Raw genomic sequence first — 23,234 nt, forward strand, 5'->3', positions numbered from 1 at the left:
AAGCCAGAGCAAGAAACGGGGCCGGAGGGGAAACCTTCCGGCCCTTTTTCATGGTGTCAGGCGGTGGCGTTGAGCGCGGCTTCCATCTCGGTCGCCCGCGCATCGTAGAAGCGCTGGCGCATCAGCTCGACAATCGGCTGAGGGCTGGTCGCAGGCGTGCCCCCGGCAAAGGGCGGCGCGGGATCATATTCGAGGCTCAGCTGGATCGAGCGTGCCACATCCTCGCCATGCAGATGGGCGATCACCGCCAGTGCAAAGTCGATGCCCGACGTTACGCCGCCTGCGGTGATGACATGGCCATCGAACACCGTGCGGCCTGGTTCATGGATCGCCCCCACCAGCGGCAGCTGCGCGGTGTAGCCCCAATGGGTCGTCGCGCGCTTGCCCTGAAGCAGCCCGGCACGGCCCAGGATGAACGCGCCGGTACACACGCTCGTCACCCATTGTGCTGCCTCACCATGGCTGCGGACGAAATCGATCAATGGCGTGTTCGACAAGGCTGCCGGAACACCCAATCCGCCCGGAACGCACAGCAGATCCGCCTGCGGACAATCTTCGAAACTGACGGTCGGCACGATCGCGAACCCGGCATCGGTCATCACAGGATGGAGCGTTGCCGCCGCTACATGCAGCCTTGCGCCAGGCATGCGGCAGAGAAACTGGGCTGGCCCGGTAAAGTCGAGCTGGGTGATCCGGTCAAAGATCGCGAATACGACGTGGAAATCAGGCGCATCGGTCATCGGGCATTCCTTTCGCTTCAGGAAGGTTGCCCAGGCGCGCGACCGGTTCAAGCGCCCGCTCCCCGATGGTGATCCATCTGATGCGCCAGTTACGGGCAGGCGAAGAATGCAAAGTCCGGCGCATGAAGGCAAGGCGTTTTGCAGCGCGGCTACAAGAGACAGAGATGCGGCGCAGGGCGTCGGGGCTCGTCCATGGCTTCGGAAGCCCGAAAGGACTGGCCAAAAGCCGAATCTTATGTCACATAGGATGCCATAATATTCCGGGGAGGAAATTGCCATGCGCCGCGTGATCATCGGGCTGCTTGCCATTATCGGGCTCGTGACTGGCCTGGCCTGGTTGTCGCGCGATAGGCTGGGCGAGATGGTGTTCAACCGCGCCGTTGAAGCGAGCTACGGCAAGGATGCAACCGCAGGCCTGCCCGATGGCCTGCATGTCATCCTGTGCGGAACAGGGTCCCCCCTGCCCGATCCGGGCCGGTCGGGGCCTTGCACGATGGTGCTGGCCGGCAAGCAGCTGTTTCTGGTCGATGCAGGCGCGGGCGCCGGGCGCAGGATCGGGGAGATCGGTGTCCCGCTGGGCAAGATCGACGCCACCTTCCTCACCCATTTCCATTCCGACCATATCGACGGGCTGGGCGAGGTGCTGATGCTGCGCTGGGCCGCGAGCGGGCGCAAGCTGCCGATGCCCGTTCATGGTCCCCAGGGCGTGGACAAGGTCGTGAGCGGCCTCGATACCGCCTATACCGCAGATTATGGCTATCGCATCGCGCATCACGGCGCTGACATCATGCCGCGCAGCGGTGCTGGCGCGCGCGCATTCACCATCGCCCCAGGCAATGGCCCGCACGTCGTCTACAATCGGGCTGGGGTGAAGATCACGGCGTTCACGGTCAAGCATGACCCGGTCGAACCAGCGGTGGGATATCGCTTCGATTACAAGGGGCGCTCGGTCGTCATCAGCGGCGATACCGCGCCGACCAGAGCGGTCTCGCGCATGTGCAACGGGTGCGATGTGCTGGTGCACGAGGTGCTGAACCCGGCGATGGTGGGCAAGATTTCGGCGACCGCCAAGGCGCATGGCGACCGGCGCATTGCCAAGATCATGTCGGACATTCCGGGCTATCACAGCTCCCCGGTGGCCGTGGCGGGCATAGCGCGCGAGGGCAAGGCCAGGATGCTGGTGTTCACCCATATCGTGCCGCGCATGCCCTCCAGATTGCTGCACCCCTATTTCCTGCGCGGCGTTGCCCAGGCCTATAGCGGCACGGTCGTCATGGGTGAGGATGGCATGCGGTTCAGCCTGCCCGCCCGATCAGAAGCGATCGAGCAGGCAGAGCTTCTTTAGGTTCGAAGAACGGCTTACTGGGCTTCTTCCTTGGCCTCGGCCTTGGCTTCGTCCCATTCCTTTTCAATCTTGTCGCCGGCCTTGTCGGCTTCGGCGTCAAGGTCCTTGGCTGCCTTGTCGACGCCGGCTTCGACGTCTTCCATCGCATTGTCGACGACCTGGCCAGCGGTATCGATATTCTCTTCGATATCATCACCGGCGGCATCGGCGGCGGCTTCGGTCTTCTGCTCGGTTTCGTTCGAACAGGCGGCCAGGCCCATGGCAAGCGCAGCGGCGCTAACGATGGCAAGATAACGCATAAATGAGCTCCTTCATGACGGCGCCGGGTGCGGCACCTTCCCCGAGCCGCTTACGCACCATGGCAGCGGCAGTTCCAAAATTGCATGACCCTGCCTGATGGCGCTGCTATCGCTGCGGCCATGTCACAGCAGAACCATCTCTATCTCGTCGACGGATCGTCGTACATCTTCCGCGCCTATCACCGCTTGCCCCCGCTGACCAACCCGGAAGGCACGCCTGTCGGCGCGGTCTATGGCTATACCACGATGCTGTGGAAGCTCGCCGACGATCTGCACAAGGCCGATGGCCCGACGCATATGGCGGTGATTCTCGACAAGAGCTCGCAGAGCTTCCGCAACGAACTGTACGACCAGTACAAGGCGCATCGTCCCGAACCGCCCGAGGACCTGCGGCCGCAATTCCCGCTGATCCGCGATGCGACCCGCGCCTTTTCGATGCCTTGCATTGAGGAAGACAATGTAGAGGCGGACGATATCATCGCCAGCTATGCCGTCGATGCGCTCGCCAAGGGATGGAAGGTCACCATCGTCAGCTCCGACAAGGACCTGATGCAGCTCATCCAGCCCGGTCTCGACATGCTCGACACGATGAAGAACGTGCGGCTCGGCCCGGAAGCCGTGATGGAAAAGTTCGGCGTGCTGCCCGAGCAGCTGGGCGATGTTCTCGCGCTGATGGGCGATGCCGTCGACAATGTGCCCGGCATTCGCGGCATCGGCCCCAAGACGGCATCCAAGCTGATCGTCGAACATGGCGATCTTGAAAGCGTGCTCGCGGCAGCCCCGTCGATGAAGCCCTCCAAGATGCGCGACAGCCTGATCGAACAGGCGGACATGGCACGCCTCAGCAAGGTGCTGGTCACGCTCAAGGACAATTGCCCGCTGCCCAATGAACTTGACGATTTCCTGCTCAAGGACATTCCGCCCGAGCCATTGGCCGCATTCCTGAACAAGCACGGCTTTACCAGCCTGCTGAGGAAGCTCGGCGCGAGTGGTCCGGCAGACGCCTCCCCTGCCCCGCGCACCACGACCGAAGGTGAGCCGCGCAGCGACAATGCCATTGCGCCGCTGCCTCTGGCGATGCCGCCCATCAATCTGGAGGACTATGTCTGCATCCAGGATATCGAAACGCTCGATGCCTGGATCGCTCGCGCACGGGCAGCCGGCATGGTGGCTGTTGATACCGAGACGGACTCGCTCGATTCGATGCAGGCGGCGTTGGTCGGGGTGAGCCTGGCGGTTGCGCCTGGCGAGGCGTGCTATATCCCGCTCGGCCATGGCGGTACCGACATGTTTGCCGAGAAGCCGAAGCAGATCGCGCTGCAGGATGCCATCGCGCGGCTCAAGCCGCTGCTCGAGGACGACAGCATCCTCAAGATCGGCCAGAACCTGAAATATGATCTCAACGTGCTGGCGCGCTATGGGATCATGGTCTCGCCGATCGACGACACCATGGTGATGAGCTTCAACCTGGATGCCGGGCACGAATTCGGCAGCGGCGGGCATGGCATAGATGCGCTCGCCGAACGTCATCTGGGCCATAGTTGCATCAGCTTCAAATCACTGACCGGCACCGGCAAGAAGCAGATCGGCTTCAACGAGGTGCCGCTTAGCGATGCCACGCGCTATGCCGCCGAGGACGCGGATGTCACGCTGCGCCTGTGGCATGTGCTGCGCCCGCGCATGCCTGTGGAAGGCGTGACCCGAGTCTACCAGAACGTCGACCGCCCGCTGATCCCGGTGGTGGCGGGCATGGAGCGCAACGGCATCAAGGTCGACCGCGAACAGCTCGCCGCGCTCAGCCAGGATTTCGCCACCCGCATGGCAGCGCTCGAGGCAGAGATCCATGCGCTGGCCGGCCAGAGCTTCGCCATCGGCAGCCCCAAGCAGCTCGGCGAAATCCTGTTCGAGAAAATGGGTCTGAAGGGCGGCAAGAAAGGCAAGACGGGGCAATATTCCACCGATGTCACCGTGCTCGAGAAGCTGGCGATGGAGGGATCGGACATCTCGCGCAAGGTGCTCGACTGGCGTCAGCTCGCCAAGCTCAAGTCCACCTATACCGATGCGCTGCAGGAACAGATCAACCCGAAGACGGGCCGCGTCCATACCAGCTACAGCCTGGTCGGTGCGCAGACCGGACGGCTCTCGTCCACCGAACCCAATCTGCAGAACATCCCGATCCGCACCGAAATCGGCCGGCAGATCCGGCATGCGTTTGTGGCTGAACCGGGCAATGTGATCCTGGCGGCGGACTATAGCCAGATCGAGCTTCGCCTGGCTGCCGCCATGGCCGATGTCGAAACGCTGCGTGATGCCTTTGCGAAGGGCGAGGACATTCATAATCGCACGGCGCAGGAGCTGTTCGGCGAGGTCAACCGCGACACCCGCGGCCGTGCGAAGACGATCAACTTTGCGATCCTCTACGGCATCTCGCGCTGGGGGCTGGCGGGCCGGCTGGAAGTGAGCGCCGATGAAGCGCAGGCGATGATCGACACCTATTTCCAGCGCTTTCCGGGGATCAACCGCTATATCGCCGAAACCATGGAAAAGGCGCGCGAGTGCGGCTTTACCGAAACACTGTTCGGCAGGAAGACCCATTTCCCGCGGATCAATTCGAAAAACCAGGCCGAGCGCCAGGGCAGCGAGCGCGCGGCGATCAATGCCCCGATCCAGGGCACCAGCGCCGATATCATCAAGCGGGCCATGGTCCGCATGGGCCCGGCGCTGGACGCCGCAGGCCTCGGCCATGTGCGCATGCTGCTGCAGGTGCATGACGAACTGGTGTTCGAACTGCCTGAAGGCGATGTCGAGGCCGCATCTGCCGTCATCCGTTCGGTCATGGAAAATGCGGCGGAACCGGCGGTAACGCTCAGCGTACCTTTGGGAGTTGAGATCGGCACCGGGCCGAGTTGGGGTGCTGCTCACTGATGATCCATAGCTTCCGCCAGATCGTCGTCCCCAGGACCCCCGATCTGGATGTGACCGCCTTTACCGACCCGATGTTCACCAGCGTGGTTGGTCAGTTTCTGCTGGAACATTACAAGCTGTGGCTGCTCGGTATCGGCATCGTCGTGTTGCTGGTCGCCTGGCTGCCGCTGCTGCTCAAGAAGCTGCCCTTGTCGCTGCCGATCATCTTTGTCGGCTTCGGCATGGCGATGTTCGCCTACACGCCGCTCGGCCAGTTCTCCCCGCACCCCGTCGAGTCGCCCGTCCTGATCGAGAAAGCGACCGAGTTCATCGTCATCATCTCACTGATGGGCGCGGGGCTGAAGATCGGCAGGCCGTTCAGCTGGGCGGGCTGGCAGATCACCCTGCGGCTGCTGGCCATCGTGATGCCGCTTACCATCGGCCTGATTGCACTATCGGGACTGTGGATCCTGGGGCTGCCGCTGGCGTCTGCGCTGTTGCTGGGCGCGTGTCTGGCACCGACTGACCCGGTGCTGGCATCCGATGTCCAGATCGAGAGACCTGACGGCGAGGACAGCGACGAAGCCCGGTTTGCGCTGACCTCTGAGGCCGGGCTCAACGATGCGCTTGCCTTTCCCTTCGTCTATCTTGCGCTCGCCGCCAGCGCCGCTGGGCTTGGCTGGTCCACGCTGGGCCTGTGGGCATGGCAGGATGTCATCTGGCGGCTGGGCGTCGGCGCGCTGGTGGGAACCGCTGGCGGCTGGATTCTCGGCCAGATCATCTACCGCCTTCCGCAGGATACCCGCCTGTCGCGCACCGGTGACGGCTTCATCGCGGTCGGAGCGACGCTCGCCATCTATGCGCTGACCGAATTCGCGCATGGTTATGGCTTTCTAGCGGTGTTCATTGCCGGGCTTATCCTGCGCCGATCGGCCGATGGCGACGATTTCAATTCCGAACTGCACGATTTTGCCGACGAAACCGAACGGCTGGTGATGATGGTGCTGCTGGTCCTGTTCGGCGGCATGCTGACCGGCGGCGAGCTGCTGTCGAACATCGGCTGGACCAACGTGCTTGTCGCCGCGCTGGTGTTGCTCGTGATCCGCCCGGTGATCGGTTATCTGGCGCTGATCGATATCAAGCGTCCTCCGCTGGAGCGGTTCGTGATCGCCTTTTTCGGAATTCGCGGGCTGGGTTCGGTCTATTATCTCGCCTTCGGCCTCAACCATGGCAGCTTCGAAAGCCAGAACGTGCTGTGGGAAACGCTGGGGCTGATCGTGCTGGGCTCGATCCTGCTGCACGGCCTGACGGTGACCCCGGTGATGCGTCTCCTCAACCGGCGGATCGGCAAGCCCGCCGACTGATCGCCCCCGATACGGCCCGGTTATTCGCGCGACATGGCCTGGGGATAGCTGCCCAGAATGCGCACCCATTTGCTGTGATAGCCGAGCACTTCCAGCGCACGATCGACCGCAGGCTGGCCCGGCATGCCCTCGATATCAGCATAGAATTCCGCCGCTGCAAAGCTGCCGTCGCGGATATAGCTTTCCAGCTTGGTCATGTTGATGCCGTTGGTGGCAAATCCCGACAGGGCCATGAACAACGCTGCGGGGATGTTCTTCACCTCGAAGATGAAGGTGGTCATCACCTTGGCGACATCGGGCATCGGATCATCGCGATGCGCCGCCAGCACGACAAACCGGGTCATGTTATGTGCTGCGTCCTCGATGCCCTCGGCCACAACCTTCAGGCCGAACACCTCGCCCGCCAGCCTCGATGCGACCGCGCACAGGCCCGGCTCTGTCGATTCGGCAACGAATGCGGCCGCGCCTGCGGTGTCCGGATAGCTGATCGGTTCAAGCCCCTGCGCGCGCAGATAATGGCGCGTCTGGCCCAGGGCCTGCGGGTGGCTGACCGCCGAATGATAGGGCCCGTCGTCCTTGGCCAGCAGGCAATGACGGACGGGGAGGAAATATTCCGCGACGATCGTCAATCCGCTTTCCGGCAACAGGAAATGGATGTCGGCCACCCGGCCATGCTGCGAATTCTCGATCGGGATGATGGCCCGTGTCGCGCGCCCGTCCTTCACCGCATCCATCGCATCCTGAAAGGAAAAACACGGCAAGGGATGCCAATCCGGCGCAAAGGCGCGCGCAGCGATGTGCGAATAGGCGCCCGGCGCGCCCTGATAGGCGATCGACCGCTCCGGTTCGACGGCGGCGATTCGGGCCATGTCCTCAACCATCTGGCGGGCGATCTGCGGATAGCTTTGCATGGGCAGGGCGCATAGGCAGGCCCAGCCGTAACGACAAGGCGAAATCGCGCGTCTCGGGGCTTGCAGAGCGCCCGGACGATGATTACAGGGGGGCGGCTGACCGGCCCTGTTGCGACGCGGCAACGGGGTCTTTCAACAGGGCGAAAGGACAGGCGGCTATCGCCGGTCCTATTCGGATGACGACCGTTCAGGGCGCCGTGCCGACATGGCGTCCGCATCAAAGATGAGGCAACAGGGCATGCAGGACAGCAAAAACACGATTGCAGGTTGGGTTCTTGCAGGGGGCATTGTCGCCCTTGGCCTTTCGATCGTCAGCGGCAAGGTGTTCCACGCCGACAAGCCCGAGCGCCCCGAAAAGCTCGGCTATGTGATTGAAGGCGTCGTGTCGTCCGAAGGTGACGGTGCTGCGGCTGAAGTTCCGATCGAAACGCTGCTCGCCAGCGCCGATCCGGCCAAGGGCGAAAAGATTTTCGCCAAGTGCTCGTCGTGCCACAGCATCAACAGCGGCGGCGCAAACGGCATTGGCCCCAACCTGTATGGCGTGCTGGGCAAGCCGCATGCTTCGGTCGCCGGCTTTGCCTATTCGGACGCGCTGAAGGGCAAGTCGGGCCCCTGGACGTTCCAGGAAATGAACAAGTGGCTCACCTCGCCCAAGGCCTATGCCGATGGCACCAAGATGAGCTTTGCAGGTCTCGGCAAGGCCGAAGACCGCGCCAATCTGATGGCTTGGATGAACACCCAGACGGGTAGCCCGCTGCCCCTGCCCGCAGCGCCCGCTGCTGAAGCGGCTCCTGCTGCCGAGGGTGCTCCCGCCACCACCGAAGATCCGGTCAAGGACGCCGCTGCTGAAGATCCGGCAGCCGCAGGTGCAGTCGCTGCCCCCAGCGGCGACTGAGCGCAGCCAGTCTTGCTGAAACCCAAAAGGGCCCTGCCAGCGATGGCGGGGCCTTTTTCGTTCAGTCGTCGTCCAGCCTGAGCAGCTTTTCCTCGATCCGGATCGTATGGGTCGCCATGCGGATTTCGGCAACGAACAGCAGCAGTCCGACGACCAGAAACACCATCGCCAGAATGAAGCCGCCGGCCACGAACAGCCCGAAGCGATAGCCGGTGAGCGACAGCACGAAGATGGCGGCGATGACGACGCCGACGGTAATCGCGCTCAACGTGCCCATCAGGATCGCCCGGTTGATGACGTCCGCGCGGCGATCGAGCATCCGCAGTTCGTTGACCACGCGGACATGCGCCTCGCCCTGGGTGCGGTGAAACTCCGCCATCTGAACACGCTCGCGATCCACCACGCGGGCCAGCCGGTTGGCGAACATCTGCAGGATATTGCCGGTGGCCAGCAGCAGGAAGGCAGGGGCCATGGCGATCTGGATCAGTTTCCCGATCTGCCCGATGTCGAAATCCGTAATCAGCATGCCGCCCCCGCCCTGTCGTCGCAGCGGGAACTATAGCCCGGCGCGCAGGCCCATCAATTGCTTATCGGCACGCGAAAACACCGATCGGGCGTGCATGGGCGTCGCGGAAGCGGCATCGGTCGCATGATGCTGCGGGTTGACGAATGCCTGGCGGCGTGCAGAGTTTGCCTGGCACTTCACAATCGTCGTCCGACAACCGGCACCCTCACGAATCGAGCCAGCTTCATGACCGACCCTGCCCCAGAAACCGCCACGCAAGGCGGCGGCTTTGACCCCAGCGCCTTTGAAGGCATCCTTTCGAGGCTGGGCCATGGCGGACATCTGGGCATGCGTTATCGCGCGCACGGCGTCGGCTGGGTGGAGATGGAACTGCCCTATTCCGAAAAGCTGATTGGGGATGTCGAGAGCGGGATCATCGCCTCTGGCCCGATCATCAGCCTTATGGACAATGCCACCAGCCTTTCGGTCTGGACCGCGATCGGCGAGTTTCGCCCGCAGGTGACGCTGGACCTGCGGGTCGATTACATGCGCCCCGCAACACCCGGCAAGGCGGTGATCGGGCGCGGCGAGTGCTACAAGGTCACGCGATCCATGGCGTTTGTGCGCGGCGTGGCGCACGATGGCGATGCTGACGATCCGGTGGCGCATGTCGTCGGCACCTTCATCCGCGTCGACAATTTTCTGGGCTGAGCGATGAACACCGAACACGATATGGCGATGGTCATGGACTTCATGCCGCCCTTTGCGCACGAAATGGGCATGACGGTCGACCATATGCAGGGCGGCTTGCCCGTCATCGCCTTCGATTATGGCCCGCATGTGATGGGCCGTCCCGGCTTTCTGCACGGTGGCGCGATGAGCGGGCTGATGGAGATCGCGGCGATTGCCGCACTGCGTGTCACCCTGTCAGGCGACGAGCCGGCGTTGCGGATCAAGCCGGTGAACATCACGATCAACTTCATGCGCGGCGGGCGCGAGGCGCGCACCTATGCGCTGGGCGAAGTCACGCGGATCGGGCGGCGGGTCGCCAATGTCGAGGCCAAGGCCTGGCAGGACGACGCGGCCAAGCCCATCGCGACGGTGTTCATGAATTTCCTGCTGTCCCCGCCCAAACCAGCCTGACAACGACACCGGCTTGGGCAACGCCCTGTCCGTCGCCATCGACCTGGATCGCGGCATCGGCCCGCGTGCGCGCCAGGATCGCCTTGGGCATGTCGGCGGGGTGCAGTACCAGTTCCGCGCTGCCCAGCAGGCGTACCTGGCGCAGCGTCAGGTCGTCAGGATCAGGCGAAGCGATGGCGATCGTGTAAAGGCCGGAACCCACCCCAGCGGCGCCATGCGCCAGCCAGGCCGCAACGGCATCGTCACCCTGCTCCGCCAGCGGATCGAGCGCGCCGCCGGGGGCGAGCGCTGCGTCGATGGCGCGCCTGCGCTCCGGACCACCGGGCCAGCGCGCGCGGATCGCATCGCGTGCCGCATCGAGCGCGCGGGCGAGACTGCCCAGCTGTGCCGGCAGCATCGCCTCGAAACGCTGCCGCAGCGCCTTGGCTAGGCCCGCCGACGCGCCGCCGGTGCCGATGGCGATCAGCACCGGATCGCGGTCGATGATCGCAGGGGTAGTGAAATCGCATAGCGCAGGCCGGTCGACCGCGTTGACCAGCAATCCGCGTGCCTTGAGCCGCTCGACCGCCACCACCGCCTCGCCTTCGTCTTCCAGCGCAACGATCGCAATCCGCGCGGCGCGATCATCCTCGCCGACGCACAGCCCGCCTGCCCGCTCGATCAGCCGCCGTTTGGCATCCGCCATCTCGCCATCGCCGAGCAGGATGACCGGCATCCCGCTGAGGTTCACGAAGAGCGGAAGCTGGTTCACAGCCAGTCGGGTACCTTTTCCGCCGCCATGATCTCGGCGGGGCTGATGCGATCGGCCACCACGGCATAGCGATCGCCATCGACCAGCACCTCGGCAACGATGCCGCGGCTGTTATAGCTGCTCGCCATGGTCGCGCCATATGCGCCAGCCGTGCGGAAGATCGCGAGATCGCCTGCGGCCACCGTCTCGATATCGCGCCCCATGGCGAAGGTATCGCCGCTTTCGCAGACAGGACCGACGATGTTCGCCATCATCCGCGTGCCATCGGGGCGCACCGCCTCGAAATCGTGCCAGGCATCATAGAGCGCGGGCCGTGCCAGATCGTTCATCGCGGCATCGACCACCACGAACGGGTCGCGGATGCCCGGCTTGACCCGGATCACGCGGGTCAGCAGCACGCCGGCATTGCCCGCGATCACGCGGCCCGGCTCGAACTGGATAACCGCGTCCCAGCCCCTGGTCGCCCGAGCAACCAGCGCGCCATAATCAGCAGGCGAAGGCGGCTCGCTGTTCGCCTGATAGGGTACGCCCAGGCCCCCGCCCAGATCGACATGGGTGATGGCATGGCCCTCGCTGCGCAGATGGCCGACCAGCTCGCCGATCTTGGCAAAGGCGGCCTCGAGCGGATCGAGGCTGAGCAGCTGGCTGCCGATATGCACCGCGACACCGCGCAGCGCGATGCCGGGCAGCTGCGATAGCCGCTGGTAGATGCCGGGGCCGACATGCAGGCCGACGCCGAACTTGTTGTCCGCCTTGCCGGTGGAAATCTTGGCATGCGTGCCCGCATCGACATCGGGGTTGATGCGCAGGCTGGCATGCGCGGTCAGGCCCATCGATGCCGCGACCTCGGCCAGCATCTGGCCCTCTTCTTCGGATTCAATGTTGAACTGGCCGATCTGTTTGGCCAGCGCATGGCGCATCTCCGCCTCGGTCTTGCCGACACCGGAAAACACGATGTCCTGCGGCGCGATGCCAGCAGCGAGTGCGCGGTCAAGCTCGCCGCCCGAGACGACATCAGCTCCATAGCCGCGCTTTGCCAGCACCTTCAGCACCGCCAGATTGGGGTTCGCCTTGACCGCAAAGGCCAGATGCTTGCGCTCGACACCGGCCAGTCCTTCGCGGAACACATCGGCATGGCGCTCCAGCGTGGCACGCGAATAGACATAGACCGGCGTGCCCACCTCTTCGGCGATGCGCGCCAGCGGCACCTGTTCGGCAAACAGCTGCCCGTCCACCAGGGAAAAATGGTCCATTGGTTTGTCGAAACCTTGATTATTCGGGGGGAAGATCGAAGGGGTCGTCGGTGCGCGCCTCGGACTTGCGGCGCAGTTCGACATTGCGTTCGGGGCGCGCCTGGGTGCTCGGCTCAAGCAACTGGTCAGGCGCCGCCGCGCCGACCGCACCATAAGCGGGCGGCACCGGTTTCATGCCCTCGACCGCCGTCAGCTTCTGCCGGCTGCCGCATCCGGGCAGTGCGATCAGCGCGGCCAGGGCGGCACCGGCAAGCAGAACAGAGGAACGCGGCATCATCATTCTCCCGCCAGCGCGGCACGGGCGCGGGCTACCTGATGCCTTACCTGATCGGGCGCGGTGCCGCCATAGCTGTTGCGGCTGGCGACCGATGCGTCGACCGACAGCGCAGGGTAGACGGCATCGGTGATGCGCGGATCGATGGCCTGCAGGTCCCCGATAGGCAACGTGTCGAGCGCCACGCCCCGGCCCTCGGCCAGCTTGACCACCGCGCCGGTGATATGGTGCGCCTCGCGGAAGGGAATGCCCGCCTGACGCACCAGCCAGTCGGCCAGATCGGTCGCGGTGGCAAAGCCGCGTTCGGTCGCCTTGCGCATCGCGGCGGTATCGAAACCGCTTTCCGCGACCATGCCCGTCATCGCGGCCAGGCTCAGCATCAGCAGGCCCTCGCATTCGAACACGGGCGGCTTGTCGTCCTGCATGTCCTTGGAATAGGCGAGCGGCAGGCCCTTCATCGTGATCATCAGCGCGGTCTGGCAGCCGATGATCCTCCCGGCATGGCCGCGGACCAGTTCGGCTGCATCAGGGTTGCGCTTCTGCGGCATGATCGAGGAGCCGGTGGAAAAGCTGTCGGGCAGCTTGACGAAGCCATAAGGCTGGCTCGCCCAAATGATGAACTCTTCGGCCAGGCGCGACAGGTGCAGCGCGCATTGCGCTGCGGCACCCAGATAATCGAGCGCGAAGTCGCGATCCGAAACCGCGTCGAGCGAATTCGCGGTGGGCCGCTCAAAGCCGAGCGCCCCAGCCGTCGCATCGCGATCGATCGGGAAACCGGTACCCGCAAGCGCCGCCGAGCCGAGCGGGCACTGGTTCATCCGCGCGCGTGCACTGGCGAACCGGTCACGGTCGCGCGCGAACATCTCGTAATAGGCAAGCAGATGGTGGCCCAGCGTCACCGGCTGGGCGATCTGCAGATGGGTGAAGCCCGGCATGATCGCGCCGATATGCTGCTCGGCGCGGTCGACCAGCGCGGTCTGCAGCGCCTTGAGCGCCGCATCGGTGGCATCGCACGCATCGCGCACCCAAAGGCGGAAATCGGTCGCGACCTGGTCGTTGCGCGAGCGTGCAGTGTGCAGCCGGCCCGCCGCAGGGCCGATTAGCTCGGCCAGCCGCGCCTCGACATGCATGTGGATGTCTTCGAGCGCCCAGTCCTCGGCCACGCCATTGGCGGCATATTCCTCGGCAATCTGCTTGAGACCGGCAGTGATGGCTTCGGCATCGGCAGCGGGGATGATGCCCTGCTTGCCCAGCATCGCGACATGCGCCAGCGAACCGTCAATATCCTGCCGCCACAGCGCCTTGTCGAACGGGATGGAAGCATTTATGGCCCGCATCACGTCGGACGGCCCGGCGGCAAAACGTCCGCCCCACATGCTGTTGGAGTTGTTTCCCATGCCTATCGCCCATCTTTCCAGCCCCCGCCTCTGGCCGATATTGGCCCTGGCCGCGCTGGCAATCGGCGGCTGCGATAGGCAATCGCCCGCCGGGGAGCAACCCGCGGGCAAGGAAAAATCCGCTGAAAAGGCCGGAGCCGATGTGCCGCTCTCGGGCACGCTCGATATTTCTCAGCGGGGCAAGGCTGCGCCCGACGTCACCTTCAAGGATCCGGATGGCAAGACCACCAGCCTTGCCGCGTTCAAGGGCAAGCCGGTGCTGGTCAATCTATGGGCGACCTGGTGTGGCCCCTGCGTGGTCGAAATGCCGACGCTCGATGCCCTGGCCGCGCGCGAAAAGGACCGGCTGGTCGTGCTGACCGTGTCGCAGGACATGCAGAATCTCGACATGATCAAGCCGTTCTTCGCCGACAAGGGCTTCAAGAACATCCAGGCCTTCACCGATGAAGAGAATAATCTGGGGTTCAGCTACATGACCGGCGTGATGCCGACGACCGTGCTGTATGATGCGCAGGGCAAGGAAGTGTGGCGGATGATCGGCGGGATGGACTGGAACGGTCCGCGTGCCTCGGCGCTGATGGAAGAGACTCTCGCCAGCAAGGGCTGAGCCGGGTTTACATCAGGATCGGGGCGATCACCTGACAGCGCTTACGCCCCTGCTGCTCGCGCTTGGCGCGCGTCGGCACCGTCGGGATCTTGCGCTTGGCGCTGCAATCCACCTGGATCGGGATACCGCGTTCGAGCGCGGCGAGGCTCATGGGTGCCATCGGCGCGGCACTTCCCAGGAGTACGGCAAGGATGATGGTGCTCGGCATGCGAGCGTCATGAATTTACAAGCCTGACCGGTAGCTGAACGAAACCGTTCAGGCTGCATTATCCTGACGAGATGTGGGAATTCGGCAACAGCCGCAGCGGCGCGGGCGGGACCATGGTGGGCGATGACAGGCTCGAACTGCCGACCCTCTCGGTGTAAACGAGATGCTCTACCAACTGAGCTAATCGCCCATGGTCCGGTGCGGAAGGCGGCCCTCTGCCATTTTTGCCGGGCGCTGGCAAGAGGGCGATCTCAGGCTTGGCGCTTTCCAAGCGCGCGGCCGCCCGCTATCGGCGCTTCCAACGCTAGACCGAATGCAATCTGGAGAATCACCTTATGCGCCCATCAGGCCGCGCCCCCGACGAAATGCGCACCATCAGCATCGAAACCGGCTTTACCAAGCATGCCGAGGGCAGCTGCCTGATCGGCTTTGGTGACACCCGCGTGCTGGTGACCGCCAGCATCGAGGAGCGCCTGCCCCCCTGGCTCAAGGGCAAGGGCGAAGGCTGGGTGACGGCGGAATATTCGATGCTGCCGCGTGCCACGCACACGCGCGGCCAGCGCGAGGCGGCCAAGGGCAAGCAATCGGGCCGCACCCAGGAGATCCAGCGGCTGATCGGCCGCTCGCTGCGCGCGGTCGTCGACCTGAAGAAGCTGGGCGAACGCCAGATCACCGTCGATTGCGACGTGATCCAGGCCGATGGCGGCACCCGCACGGCGTCTATCTCCGGTGCCTGGGTGGCGCTGCGGCTCGCGGTCAACGGACTGATGGCACAGGGCCTGATCAAGGAAGACCCGATCACCGCCAAGGTCGCGGCGATCAGCTGCGGCATCCATCAGGGAACGCCGGTGCTAGACCTCGACTATATCGAGGATTCGAATGCCGATGCCGATGCCAATTTCGTGCTGATCGAAGGAGGCAACATTGCCGAGGCGCAAGCGACGGCCGAGGGCGCGCCCTATGACGAGGAAGCGCTGCTGCGGCTGCTGCGCCTCGCCCGCATGGGCTGCGCGCAGATTTTCGAAGCCCAGGCCAAGGCGGTCGGTTGACGTCATGACGGCGCGCAGGCTGGAACCGGGCAGGCTGGTCATTGCCAGCCACAATCAGGGCAAGGTGCGCGAGATCCGCGCGCTGCTCGAGCCGTTCGGCATCGAGCCGGTCTCGGCAGGCGATCTTGGCCTTCCCGAGCCCGAAGAGACCGGCACCAGCTTTGCCGAAAACGCGCTGCTCAAGGCGCATGCCTCGGCCAAGGCGGCGAACTGCGTCGCTTTGGCTGATGACAGCGGCCTGTGCGTCGCGGCGCTGGGTGGCGCGCCGGGCGTCTATACCGCCGACTGGGCCGAGCGGCAGTGGTTCGAGGGCGCACCCGGGCGCGACTGGTACTTGGCGATGGGCAAGGTGGAAGGCAGGCTCGCCGAGCTTGGCCCCGATGCCGACCGCAGCGCCTATTTCATCTGCACGCTCGCTCTGGCCTGGCCCGATGGTCATGCCGAAGTGTTTGAGGGGCGCGTCAACGGATCGCTGACCTGGCCGCCGCGCGGGACGCTCGGCTTCGGTTACGACCCGGTCTTCGTGGCCCAGGGCTTCGACCAGACCTTTGCCGAGCTCGACCCCGAACACAAGCACGCCATCAGCCACCGCGCCGATGCCTTTGCCAAGCTGGTCAAAGCCTGCCTTGATAGCTGAACTGCCTTCCTCTCCCTTTAACCCTGATGGGAATGACGACCCGCTGGCGCTTTACATCCACTGGCCATTCTGCGTGTCCAAATGCCCCTATTGCGACTTCAACAGCCATGTTCGTGACACGGTCGACATTGCGCAGTGGCACCATGCGCTGCTGGCCGATCTGGCGCATGAGGCCGCACTGCTGCCAGGCCGCACGCTGGGTTCGATCTTCTTCGGCGGCGGCACGCCATCGCTGATGCCACCTGCCCTGGTCGAGACATTGATTGGGGCAGCAACGACCCATTGGGCAGCCAGCGACACGATCGAGATTACCCTCGAGGCCAATCCCTCGTCGGTCGAGGCCGCACGCTTTGCCGATCTGGCCCGCGCCGGCGTCAACCGCGTATCGCTGGGCCTGCAGGCGCTCGACGATGCGACGCTCGGCTTTCTCGGCCGCGCGCACGGTGTCGACGAGGGGCTGCGCGCGCTGGCCACCGCGCAGCAGCATTTCAGCCGGGTTTCCTTCGACCTGATCTATGCTCGGCCCGGCCAGTCGCCCGATCAATGGGAGGCTGAACTGAGGCGCGCCCTGGGCTTCGGAACCGGCCATCTGTCGCTCTATCAGCTCACCATCGAACCGGGGACTCGCTTCGAAACGCTGGTGCGGCGGGGTGAGCTGATCCCGGCGGATGACGATCTGTGCGCCGATCTGTTCGATCTGACCCGCGACATCACCGCATCGGCGGGGCTGCCCGCTTATGAGATCAGCAACCATGCCCGCCCCGGCGAAGAGAGCCGCCACAATCTGACCTATTGGCGTTATGGCGATTATGCCGGCATCGGGCCGGGGGCGCATGGGCGGCGCGGTGCGCTGGCGACCGAGCGCCACCGCAAGCCGGAAAACTATCTGTCCGCGATGGATCGCAACGGACATGGCCTCGCCATCGAACGGCCGCTCGACCCTGCAACCCGCGCGATGGAGGCCCTGCTGATGGGGCTGCGGCTTGCCGAGGGCGTCGATCTCGCCCGGATCGCGGCGCGCAGCGGCGTGGCCCTCGATGCGCTGATTGACGGCAAGGCGGCTGAGCGGCTGGTTGGGCTGGGTCTGGCGCGGCGCGATGGCGACCACATCACCGTGACCGAAAAGGGCATGCCGCTGCTCAATGCCATTCTGGCCGAGATCGTGGCGATTGAGCCGCCTGCCGCGCTCTGATACCCTGACGGGCATGACCCAGGTGCACACTGCCGCATCGCTGATTGGCCTGTGGCGCGCGCACCTTGCCGACAACCGCCGCCGATCCTTGCATACGGTGCGCGCCTATATCGCCACGGCAGAGCGGCTGACCGAGTTTCTGGCCGAACACTGGGGCGAGCAGGCCAATGCGGCGCGTCTGTCCAGGGCCAGCCAGGCGGACCTTCGCGCCTATCTTGCCGCCCGGCGCGGCGACGGACTGGCCAATCGCAGTGCCGCGCGCGAGCTGTCGGCGATCCGCGCGTTTCTGGGATTTGCCGCGAGCCAGTCGGGCAACGACGCCGCGCCGCCAAGGCTGAAGGGCCCCCGGCTCAAGCGCAGCCTGCCCCGGCCCATCGCGCCCGATGACATCATGGCACTGGGCGATGCGATCGCTGGACGCAACGGCCCGGTCTGGGTGCAGGCGCGCGACTGGGCGGTGCTGCTGCTGCTCTATGGCGCGGGCCTGCGCATCAGCGAAGCCACCGGGCTGACCGGCGATGTGCTGCCGGTGGGTGAAACGCTGCGCATCATCGGCAAGGGCGGCAAGCCGCGCGTGGTGCCGGTGCTGCCACAGCTTCGCGAGGCGCTCACGCATTATGCCGCGCTGGTGCCCTTCCCGCTCGACCGCGATAAACCGTTGTTCAGGGGTACGCGCGGCGGACCTTTATCGCCTGCGCTGGTCCGCCGCGCGATGATGAACGCGCGCCGCCTGCTCGGCCTGCCCGAGGATGCGACACCGCACGCCTTGCGCCACAGCTTCGCCACGCACCTGCTGGCGGGTGGGGCGGATCTGCGGTCGCTGCAGGAACTGCTCGGCCATGCGAGCCTCTCGTCAACCCAGATCTATACCCAGGTCGACGCGGCGCATCTGCTCGACGTGTACGAGAATGCGCATCCGCGCGCCTGAACGGCTCAGTCCTGCTGAACAGGCTCAGGATGCGGCCGCCAGAAGATCACCCGGATGATGTAGACCAGCACGATGATGCCGATCACTGCGGTCGAGGCGGGTCCGGTATATTTGTCGATCTCCTCGAACCGCGCGCCGAGCTGAAAACCGATCCCTGCGAACACGACGTTCCACACGCCTGCACCGGCAAAGGTCCAGATCAGGAACTTGGTGCGGCTCATCTCGAAAATGCCGGCAGGCAATGAGATCAGCGTCCGCACCGTCGGGACCATGCGCGCGAAGAACATCGTCGCGCCGCCATAACGGTGGAACAGCATGGTGAACCGGTCGATCTCGTGCCGGTCGAGCGTGAACCAGCGGCCCCAGCGCGCAACGAAATGGTCCAGCCGCTTCAGCCCGAAGGCACGGCCGATAGCGTACCAGAAATAGTTGCCAGCAACCGATCCGATGGTTCCGGCAACGATCACCCCCCACAGGTTCATGTTGCCCTTGCCCGCCTCGATCCCGGCGAGCCCCATGATCACCTCGGACGGGATCGGCGGAAAGACATTTTCCAGCGCCATCAGAAAGGCGACGCCCCAATATCCGCCGCGCGCCACCAGATCGATGATGAAATCACTCATGCCTTGTTCTCCAGGCGCGCCTCGATCGCGTCCCAGATCATCCCTGCGACATCGCTGTTGTTGAACGCGCTGATCGCGACGATCCCGGTGGGTGAGGTCACGTTGATCTCGGTCAGCCATTGGCCGCCGATGACATCGATACCCACGAACAGCAGGCCGCGTTCCTTGAGCTCGGGCCCCATGGCGTCGCAGATTTCCTGCTCGCGGTCGGTCAACGTTGCGGATTCGGCATAGCCGCCGACTGCCAGGTTGGAGCGGAACTCGCCCTCGCCCGGCTTGCGGTTGATCGCCCCTGCGACCTTGCCGTCGACCAGAACGATGCGCTTGTCGCCTTGCGCGACTTCGGGAAGAAACGGCTGGACCATGAACGGTTCACGCCAGATCTGGCCGAACAGCTCGACCAGGGCGGAGAGGTTCGCCCCATCCTCGCCGATCAGGAACACCGCCTTGCCGCCATTGCCGTGCAACGGCTTGACCACGATCGCGCCGTGCCGTGCCTGGAAGCGCTTCACCTCGTCGAGCGAGCGGGTCACCAAGGTCGGTGGCATGAAGCGTTCGAAATCGAGCACATAGACCTTTTCCGGCGCATTGCGCACCGATGCGGGGTCATTGACCACCAACGTCCGCCCCTTGAGGCGCTCGAGAATATGCGTCGCGGTGATATAGCCGACATCAAAGGGCGGGTCCTGGCGCATCAGGACGACATCGACATCTTCGCCAAGGTCCAGCCGCACCGGATCGCCAAAGCTGAAATGGTCGCCGGGCAGGTTGCGCACCGTCACCGGATGCGCATGCGCCGTCACCTGCCCCGCCTCGTAAGTGAGTGTCGCGACGTCATAGTGATAGAGCGTGTAGCCGCGTGCCTGGGCAGCGAGCATCAATGCGAAGCTGCTGTCGCCCTTGATGTTGATGCCGGGCATCGGGTCCATCTGCACCGCGATTTTCATGGGGAAAGCCTTTGTTTGAACCAGAATGGGGGCAGCGCGGTCAGTCGCCCTGCCAGACGTGCGTCAGATGGCGCGGCAAGCGGCCCGGCGCAAGCAGGATCACGTCGATGCGTGCATCCTGCCCGTCGCGCACGAACCGGGGCATCAGCGCTTCCGCCGCAGCGGCCACCCGCCGCAGCCGATGGTGATCGATGGCTTCATCGAGTTCGCGCACGCTCTGCCGGTGTTTGACCTCGACAAAGGCGACGATGCGCCTGCGCCGGGCCACCAGGTCCACCTCGCCAAAGGGCGTGCGGACGCGCGAGGCCAGGATGCGCCACCCCTTGAGCCGTAGCCACCAGGCCGCCAATGTCTCGGCGCGCCGACCCGCAGCTTCAGCCCGCCTGCGCCGTGCCTCAGGCATCGCGCTCCGCCATGATCCGGGCATAGAGCGCCTTGCGATCGAGCCCGAAGCGTCGCGCGACCTCGCCCGCAGCCTTGCCGGGCGGCATGGTGGCGAGCGCTTCTTTCAGCGCCGCCTCGACAGCATCTTCATCTGCCTCGCCATCGTCCTCCAGCGGCGGCCCGACGACGATCACGATCTCCCCCTTGGGCGCGGCATCGGCATAGCTTTCGGCCAGCTCGGCCAGCGTGCCCGTGCGGGTTTCCTCGAATTTCTTGCTGATCTCGCGCACCACCGCAGCTTCACGGTTGCCAAGGCCGGCGTGCAGCGCCGCAAGGCAGGCGGCGAGGCGCTTGGCGCTTTCATAGAATACCAGCGTGGCGGGGATCGCGGCGAGCGCGGCAATCTCCTTGTCGCGCGCGCCCGCCTTGTTGGGCAGGAAGCCGTGAAAGTAAAATCTGTCGGTCGGCAATCCGGCAAGCGTCAGCGCGACGATCACCGCAGAGGGACCAGGCACCGAATGGATGGCCACGCCTGCTGCGCGGGCCTCGCGCACCAGCTTATAGCCCGGATCGGATATCAGCGGCGTGCCCGCATCGCTGACCAGAGCGACAGGCCCTTGTAATGCTGCGGAAATCAGCCGCTCGCGGTCCGCAGGCCGGGCGTGGTCGTCATAGCGCATCAGGGGCCGCTTGAAGCCCAGGTGATGCAGCAGGCCGCCGGTCACCCGGCTGTCCTCGCAGGCGATCAGGTCAGCCTGTTCCAGCACCTTCCGGGCGCGCGCGGACAGATCACCAAGGTTGCCGATTGGTGTCGCGACGATATACAGGCCGGGTTCGGGATCATGAATCACGCGGATGTTCATGGACCGGCAGGGCGGGAGCGACAAGCAGTGAAACACCTATACCGGAAATGGCAGGCCATCCTCATGCTGGTGCTGGGCACCATGTTCCTGGCTGCGTGCCAGACGATGGTTCCCAAGACCGCACCCCCCAGCACGCCCAGCCAGCAGCCGGACCAGCCCGTCACCCGCCCCGATGACGGTGCCATCACCGGCGTGCTGCCCAGCGACGAGACACGCCACCGCATCGCCCTGCTGCTGCCGCTCTCGGGCAAGGATGCCGCTGTCGGCCAGTCGATCGCCAATGCCACGACGCTGGCGCTGATGGACACCAAGGCCAGCAATATCCGCATCACCAGCTATGACACCGCCAAGGGTGCGCAGGTCGCTGCGCAGCGCGCCATTGCCGATGGCAACCGCCTGATCCTGGGCCCGCTGTTCGGCGATGATGTTGTCGCCATCGCCGCTGCTGCCAACGCCGCGCGCGTGCCGATCATCAGCTATTCCAACGATGTCGGCATCGCCGGCAACAATGTGTTCGTGATGGGCTATGTGCCCGCGCAGTCGGTCGACCGCGTGGTGCGCCATGCCCGTGCCCAGGGCATCACCCGCTTCGCCGCGCTCGTCCCCGCCGGCACCTATGGCCAGCGCGCCTCATCCGCCATGCTGGCCTCGGTCAAGGCCGCAGGCGGCACCGTCGTGTCGATGCAGAGCTATGGCGCGGGCAATGCAGCGATTACCGCTGCGCTCAAGAAGATGCAGGGCGACAGCGCCTATGAGGCCATCCTGATCGCCGATAGCGGCGCAGCCGCGATCCGCATCGTGCCGCTGATCCGCGCCAATGGCGGCACCGACGCCCGCATCCTGGGCACCGAATTGTGGAACACCGAACGCACCCTGTCCGCCTCGGCCGCGATGCGCGGCGCATGGTTCGCCAGCGTTTCAGACGGCTTGTACCGCCAGTATGCCGCCAAATACCGCGCGCAGTTCGGCACCGACCCGTTCCGCCTCTCGACCCTGGGCTATGACAGCGTGCTGCTAACCACCCGCATCGCCCGCGACTGGAAGCCCGGCACCCCCTTCCCGATGGACCGCCTGCGCGATCCCGGCGGCTTTATCGGCCTCGACGGAGCCTTCCGCTTCGGCGGCAATGGCGTGGCGCAGCGGCTGCTCGAAGTGCAACAGGTGGGCGCAGGCGTGCTGACAATCGCCTCTCCCGCGCCGAAGAGCTTTGCGGATTGAGAGCTGAGCAGACGCTTCTTCTTGCGTCTGCGGCCTGTAGAAAAAAGAAAGCGCCGCCTCGAACATATCGAGGCGGCGCTTTCTTTTGAGGTATCTTCAAGGCGACGGCTTGGTCAGCCGATCGACTGCCCCGTCTTGGCCCAATCGGCCATGAAGCCCTCAATCCCCTTGTCGGTCAGCACATGCTTGAACAGGCCGCGGATCACGCTGGGCGGCATGGTGGCGACGTCAGCGCCGATGCGGGCGGATTCGAGCACGTGGATCGGGTGGCGGATCGAGGCGACGAGGATTTCGGTGTCGAAGGCATAGTTGTCGTAGATCAGGCGGATGTCCTCGATCAGCGCCATGCCGTCAAAGCCGTTGTCGTCATGACGGCCCACGAACGGCGAGATGAAGGTCGCGCCGGCCTTGGCGGCGAGCAGCGCCTGGTTGGCGGAGAAGCACAGCGTCACGTTGACCATCGTGCCGTCGTCGGTCAGCTTCTTGCAGGTCTTGAGGCCATCGAGCGTCAGCGGCACCTTGATCGCGACATTGTCGGCGATCTTGCGCAGGATCTCCGCCTCTTTCATCATCGTTTCATGGTCGAGCGCGACGACCTCGGCCGAGACCGGACCTTCGACCAGCGCACAGATTTCCTTCGTCACTTCCAGGAAGTCCCGGCCCGACTTGGCGATCAGCGACGGGTTGGTGGTCACCCCGTCGAGCAGGCCGGTCGCGGCAAGGTCGGCGATTTCAGCGGTGTCTGCGGTGTCGACAAAAAACTTCATGCTGGGCTCCTGCGCATGGGGTGCGATTCT

At 64.8% G+C, this 23,234-nt stretch carries 26 protein-coding genes, 1 tRNA gene and 1 riboswitch; of the genes, 12 read left to right on the plus strand and 15 right to left on the minus strand.

What is annotated here, in order from left to right; genetic code table 11:
• Window positions 1-56: 56 nt before the first annotated feature.
• The gene (locus OU999_04815) at window positions 57-740 is read right to left on the minus strand and encodes a DJ-1/PfpI family protein (protein ID WAC24519.1); all 684 of its coding nucleotides are present in this window, start codon (window positions 738-740) and stop codon (window positions 57-59) included.
• A gap of 21 nt (window positions 741-761) precedes the next feature.
• A riboswitch (ZMP/ZTP riboswitch) is annotated at window positions 762-843 on the minus strand.
• Window positions 844-1,017: 174 nt separating this feature from the next.
• Between OU999_04815 and OU999_04820 the strand changes: the two genes are divergently transcribed.
• The gene (locus OU999_04820; protein WAC24520.1) at window positions 1,018-2,085 is read left to right on the plus strand and encodes an MBL fold metallo-hydrolase; all 1,068 of its coding nucleotides are present in this window, start codon (window positions 1,018-1,020) and stop codon (window positions 2,083-2,085) included.
• A gap of 14 nt (window positions 2,086-2,099) precedes the next feature.
• Here the strand turns inward: OU999_04820 and OU999_04825 are convergent, their stop codons facing one another.
• Entirely contained in the window at window positions 2,100-2,384 is a 285-nt protein-coding gene (locus tag OU999_04825) for a hypothetical protein (GenBank protein ID WAC24521.1), read from the minus strand.
• Between the two features lie 120 nt (window positions 2,385-2,504).
• On the opposite strand from OU999_04825, the gene polA reads away from it, so the two are divergent.
• Window positions 2,505-5,309, plus strand: a complete 2,805-nt coding sequence (gene polA / locus OU999_04830; GenBank protein ID WAC25348.1) for a DNA polymerase I — start codon at window positions 2,505-2,507, stop codon at window positions 5,307-5,309.
• The gene (locus OU999_04835; protein WAC24522.1) at window positions 5,309-6,652 is read left to right on the plus strand and encodes a cation:proton antiporter; all 1,344 of its coding nucleotides are present in this window, start codon (window positions 5,309-5,311) and stop codon (window positions 6,650-6,652) included. The genes polA and OU999_04835 overlap by 1 nt, the downstream gene beginning before the upstream one ends.
• A 20-nt stretch (window positions 6,653-6,672) precedes the next feature.
• Here OU999_04835 and OU999_04840 read toward each other — a convergent pair whose 3' ends face one another.
• The gene (locus OU999_04840; GenBank protein WAC24523.1) at window positions 6,673-7,563 is read right to left on the minus strand and encodes a prephenate dehydratase; all 891 of its coding nucleotides are present in this window, start codon (window positions 7,561-7,563) and stop codon (window positions 6,673-6,675) included.
• A 238-nt stretch (window positions 7,564-7,801) separates the two neighbouring features.
• Between OU999_04840 and OU999_04845 the strand changes: the two genes are divergently transcribed.
• Window positions 7,802-8,458 carry a cytochrome c family protein gene (locus OU999_04845; GenBank protein ID WAC24524.1) on the plus strand — a complete coding sequence of 219 codons (657 nt, stop codon included), beginning with the start codon at window positions 7,802-7,804 and terminating at the stop codon, window positions 8,456-8,458.
• Window positions 8,459-8,519: 61 nt separating this feature from the next.
• On the opposite strand, the gene OU999_04850 is transcribed toward OU999_04845, so the two are convergent.
• On the minus strand, window positions 8,520-8,984 hold the full coding sequence (locus OU999_04850) for a DUF2721 domain-containing protein (protein ID WAC24525.1): 465 nt from the start codon (window positions 8,982-8,984) through the stop codon (window positions 8,520-8,522).
• A 327-nt stretch (window positions 8,985-9,311) separates the two neighbouring features.
• Here OU999_04850 and OU999_04855 point away from each other — a divergent pair, with 327 nt between their 5' ends.
• Entirely contained in the window at window positions 9,312-9,674 is a 363-nt protein-coding gene (locus tag OU999_04855) for a PaaI family thioesterase (GenBank protein WAC25349.1), read from the plus strand.
• Between the two features lie 3 nt (window positions 9,675-9,677).
• The gene (locus OU999_04860) at window positions 9,678-10,106 is read left to right on the plus strand and encodes a PaaI family thioesterase (protein ID WAC24526.1); all 429 of its coding nucleotides are present in this window, start codon (window positions 9,678-9,680) and stop codon (window positions 10,104-10,106) included.
• Here the strand turns inward: OU999_04860 and OU999_04865 are convergent.
• The 4 genes from OU999_04865 to argH are packed head-to-tail and all read right to left on the minus strand — an operon-like array spanning window position 10,069 to window position 13,760.
• Entirely contained in the window at window positions 10,069-10,857 is a 789-nt protein-coding gene (locus OU999_04865) for a siroheme synthase (protein WAC24527.1), read from the minus strand. The two genes, OU999_04860 and OU999_04865, sit on opposite strands and share 38 nt — an antisense overlap.
• Window positions 10,854-12,110, minus strand: a complete 1,257-nt coding sequence (lysA, locus tag OU999_04870; protein ID WAC24528.1) for a diaminopimelate decarboxylase — start codon at window positions 12,108-12,110, stop codon at window positions 10,854-10,856. Before lysA ends, OU999_04865 begins: the two co-directional genes overlap by 4 nt.
• A 19-nt stretch (window positions 12,111-12,129) precedes the next feature.
• On the minus strand, window positions 12,130-12,390 hold the full coding sequence (locus OU999_04875; GenBank protein WAC24529.1) for a hypothetical protein: 261 nt from the start codon (window positions 12,388-12,390) through the stop codon (window positions 12,130-12,132).
• Window positions 12,387-13,760, minus strand: coding sequence for an argininosuccinate lyase (gene argH, locus OU999_04880; GenBank protein ID WAC25350.1), 1,374 nt, complete (start codon window positions 13,758-13,760; stop codon window positions 12,387-12,389). Before argH ends, OU999_04875 begins: the two co-directional genes overlap by 4 nt.
• Window positions 13,761-13,779: 19 nt before the next feature.
• Here argH and OU999_04885 point away from each other — a divergent pair, with 19 nt between their 5' ends.
• Entirely contained in the window at window positions 13,780-14,388 is a 609-nt protein-coding gene (locus OU999_04885; protein WAC24530.1) for a TlpA disulfide reductase family protein, read from the plus strand.
• A gap of 7 nt (window positions 14,389-14,395) precedes the next feature.
• On the opposite strand, the gene OU999_04890 is transcribed toward OU999_04885, so the two are convergent.
• Complete coding sequence (locus OU999_04890) at window positions 14,396-14,596, minus strand: hypothetical protein (protein ID WAC24531.1); 201 nt, start codon at window positions 14,594-14,596, stop codon at window positions 14,396-14,398.
• 114 nt (window positions 14,597-14,710) lie between these two features.
• A tRNA-Val gene (locus OU999_04895) sits at window positions 14,711-14,786 on the minus strand.
• Between the two features lie 145 nt (window positions 14,787-14,931).
• Between OU999_04895 and rph the strand changes: the two genes are divergently transcribed.
• From rph to OU999_04915, 4 genes are read left to right on the plus strand one after another with little or no spacing between them, the layout of a single operon-like run.
• A complete protein-coding gene (gene rph / locus OU999_04900; protein WAC24532.1) occupies window positions 14,932-15,645 on the plus strand; it encodes a ribonuclease PH in 714 nt (237 codons plus the stop codon).
• A gap of 4 nt (window positions 15,646-15,649) precedes the next feature.
• The gene (gene rdgB / locus OU999_04905; protein ID WAC24533.1) at window positions 15,650-16,282 is read left to right on the plus strand and encodes an RdgB/HAM1 family non-canonical purine NTP pyrophosphatase; all 633 of its coding nucleotides are present in this window, start codon (window positions 15,650-15,652) and stop codon (window positions 16,280-16,282) included.
• A 43-nt stretch (window positions 16,283-16,325) separates the two neighbouring features.
• A complete protein-coding gene (hemW, locus tag OU999_04910) occupies window positions 16,326-17,474 on the plus strand; it encodes a radical SAM family heme chaperone HemW (GenBank protein WAC25351.1) in 1,149 nt (382 codons plus the stop codon).
• Between the two features lie 13 nt (window positions 17,475-17,487).
• The gene (locus tag OU999_04915; GenBank protein WAC24534.1) at window positions 17,488-18,402 is read left to right on the plus strand and encodes a tyrosine recombinase XerC; all 915 of its coding nucleotides are present in this window, start codon (window positions 17,488-17,490) and stop codon (window positions 18,400-18,402) included.
• Between the two features lie 5 nt (window positions 18,403-18,407).
• On the opposite strand, the gene OU999_04920 is transcribed toward OU999_04915, so the two are convergent.
• Genes OU999_04920 through rsmI form a run of 4 tightly spaced genes read right to left on the minus strand, consistent with a single transcriptional unit; the run spans window position 18,408 to window position 21,219 of the window.
• On the minus strand, window positions 18,408-19,025 hold the full coding sequence (locus OU999_04920; GenBank protein ID WAC24535.1) for a DedA family protein: 618 nt from the start codon (window positions 19,023-19,025) through the stop codon (window positions 18,408-18,410).
• Window positions 19,022-19,972, minus strand: a complete 951-nt coding sequence (gene gshB / locus OU999_04925) for a glutathione synthase (GenBank protein WAC24536.1) — start codon at window positions 19,970-19,972, stop codon at window positions 19,022-19,024. The genes OU999_04920 and gshB overlap by 4 nt, the downstream gene beginning before the upstream one ends.
• 40 nt (window positions 19,973-20,012) lie before the next feature.
• Window positions 20,013-20,375, minus strand: coding sequence for a YraN family protein (locus OU999_04930; GenBank protein ID WAC24537.1), 363 nt, complete (start codon window positions 20,373-20,375; stop codon window positions 20,013-20,015).
• Complete coding sequence (rsmI, locus tag OU999_04935; protein ID WAC24538.1) at window positions 20,368-21,219, minus strand: 16S rRNA (cytidine(1402)-2'-O)-methyltransferase; 852 nt, start codon at window positions 21,217-21,219, stop codon at window positions 20,368-20,370. Before rsmI ends, OU999_04930 begins: the two co-directional genes overlap by 8 nt.
• Before the next feature lie 63 nt (window positions 21,220-21,282).
• Here rsmI and OU999_04940 point away from each other — a divergent pair, with 63 nt between their 5' ends.
• Window positions 21,283-22,437 carry a penicillin-binding protein activator gene (locus tag OU999_04940; GenBank protein WAC25352.1) on the plus strand — a complete coding sequence of 385 codons (1,155 nt, stop codon included), beginning with the start codon at window positions 21,283-21,285 and terminating at the stop codon, window positions 22,435-22,437.
• Between the two features lie 113 nt (window positions 22,438-22,550).
• Here the strand turns inward: OU999_04940 and fsa are convergent, their stop codons facing one another.
• A complete protein-coding gene (gene fsa, locus OU999_04945) occupies window positions 22,551-23,204 on the minus strand; it encodes a fructose-6-phosphate aldolase (GenBank protein ID WAC24539.1) in 654 nt (217 codons plus the stop codon).
• Window positions 23,205-23,234: the final 30 nt, after the last annotated feature.

The organism is Blastomonas sp. SL216 (assembly GCA_026625625.1).
Classification (GTDB): Bacteria; Pseudomonadota; Alphaproteobacteria; order Sphingomonadales; family Sphingomonadaceae; genus Blastomonas.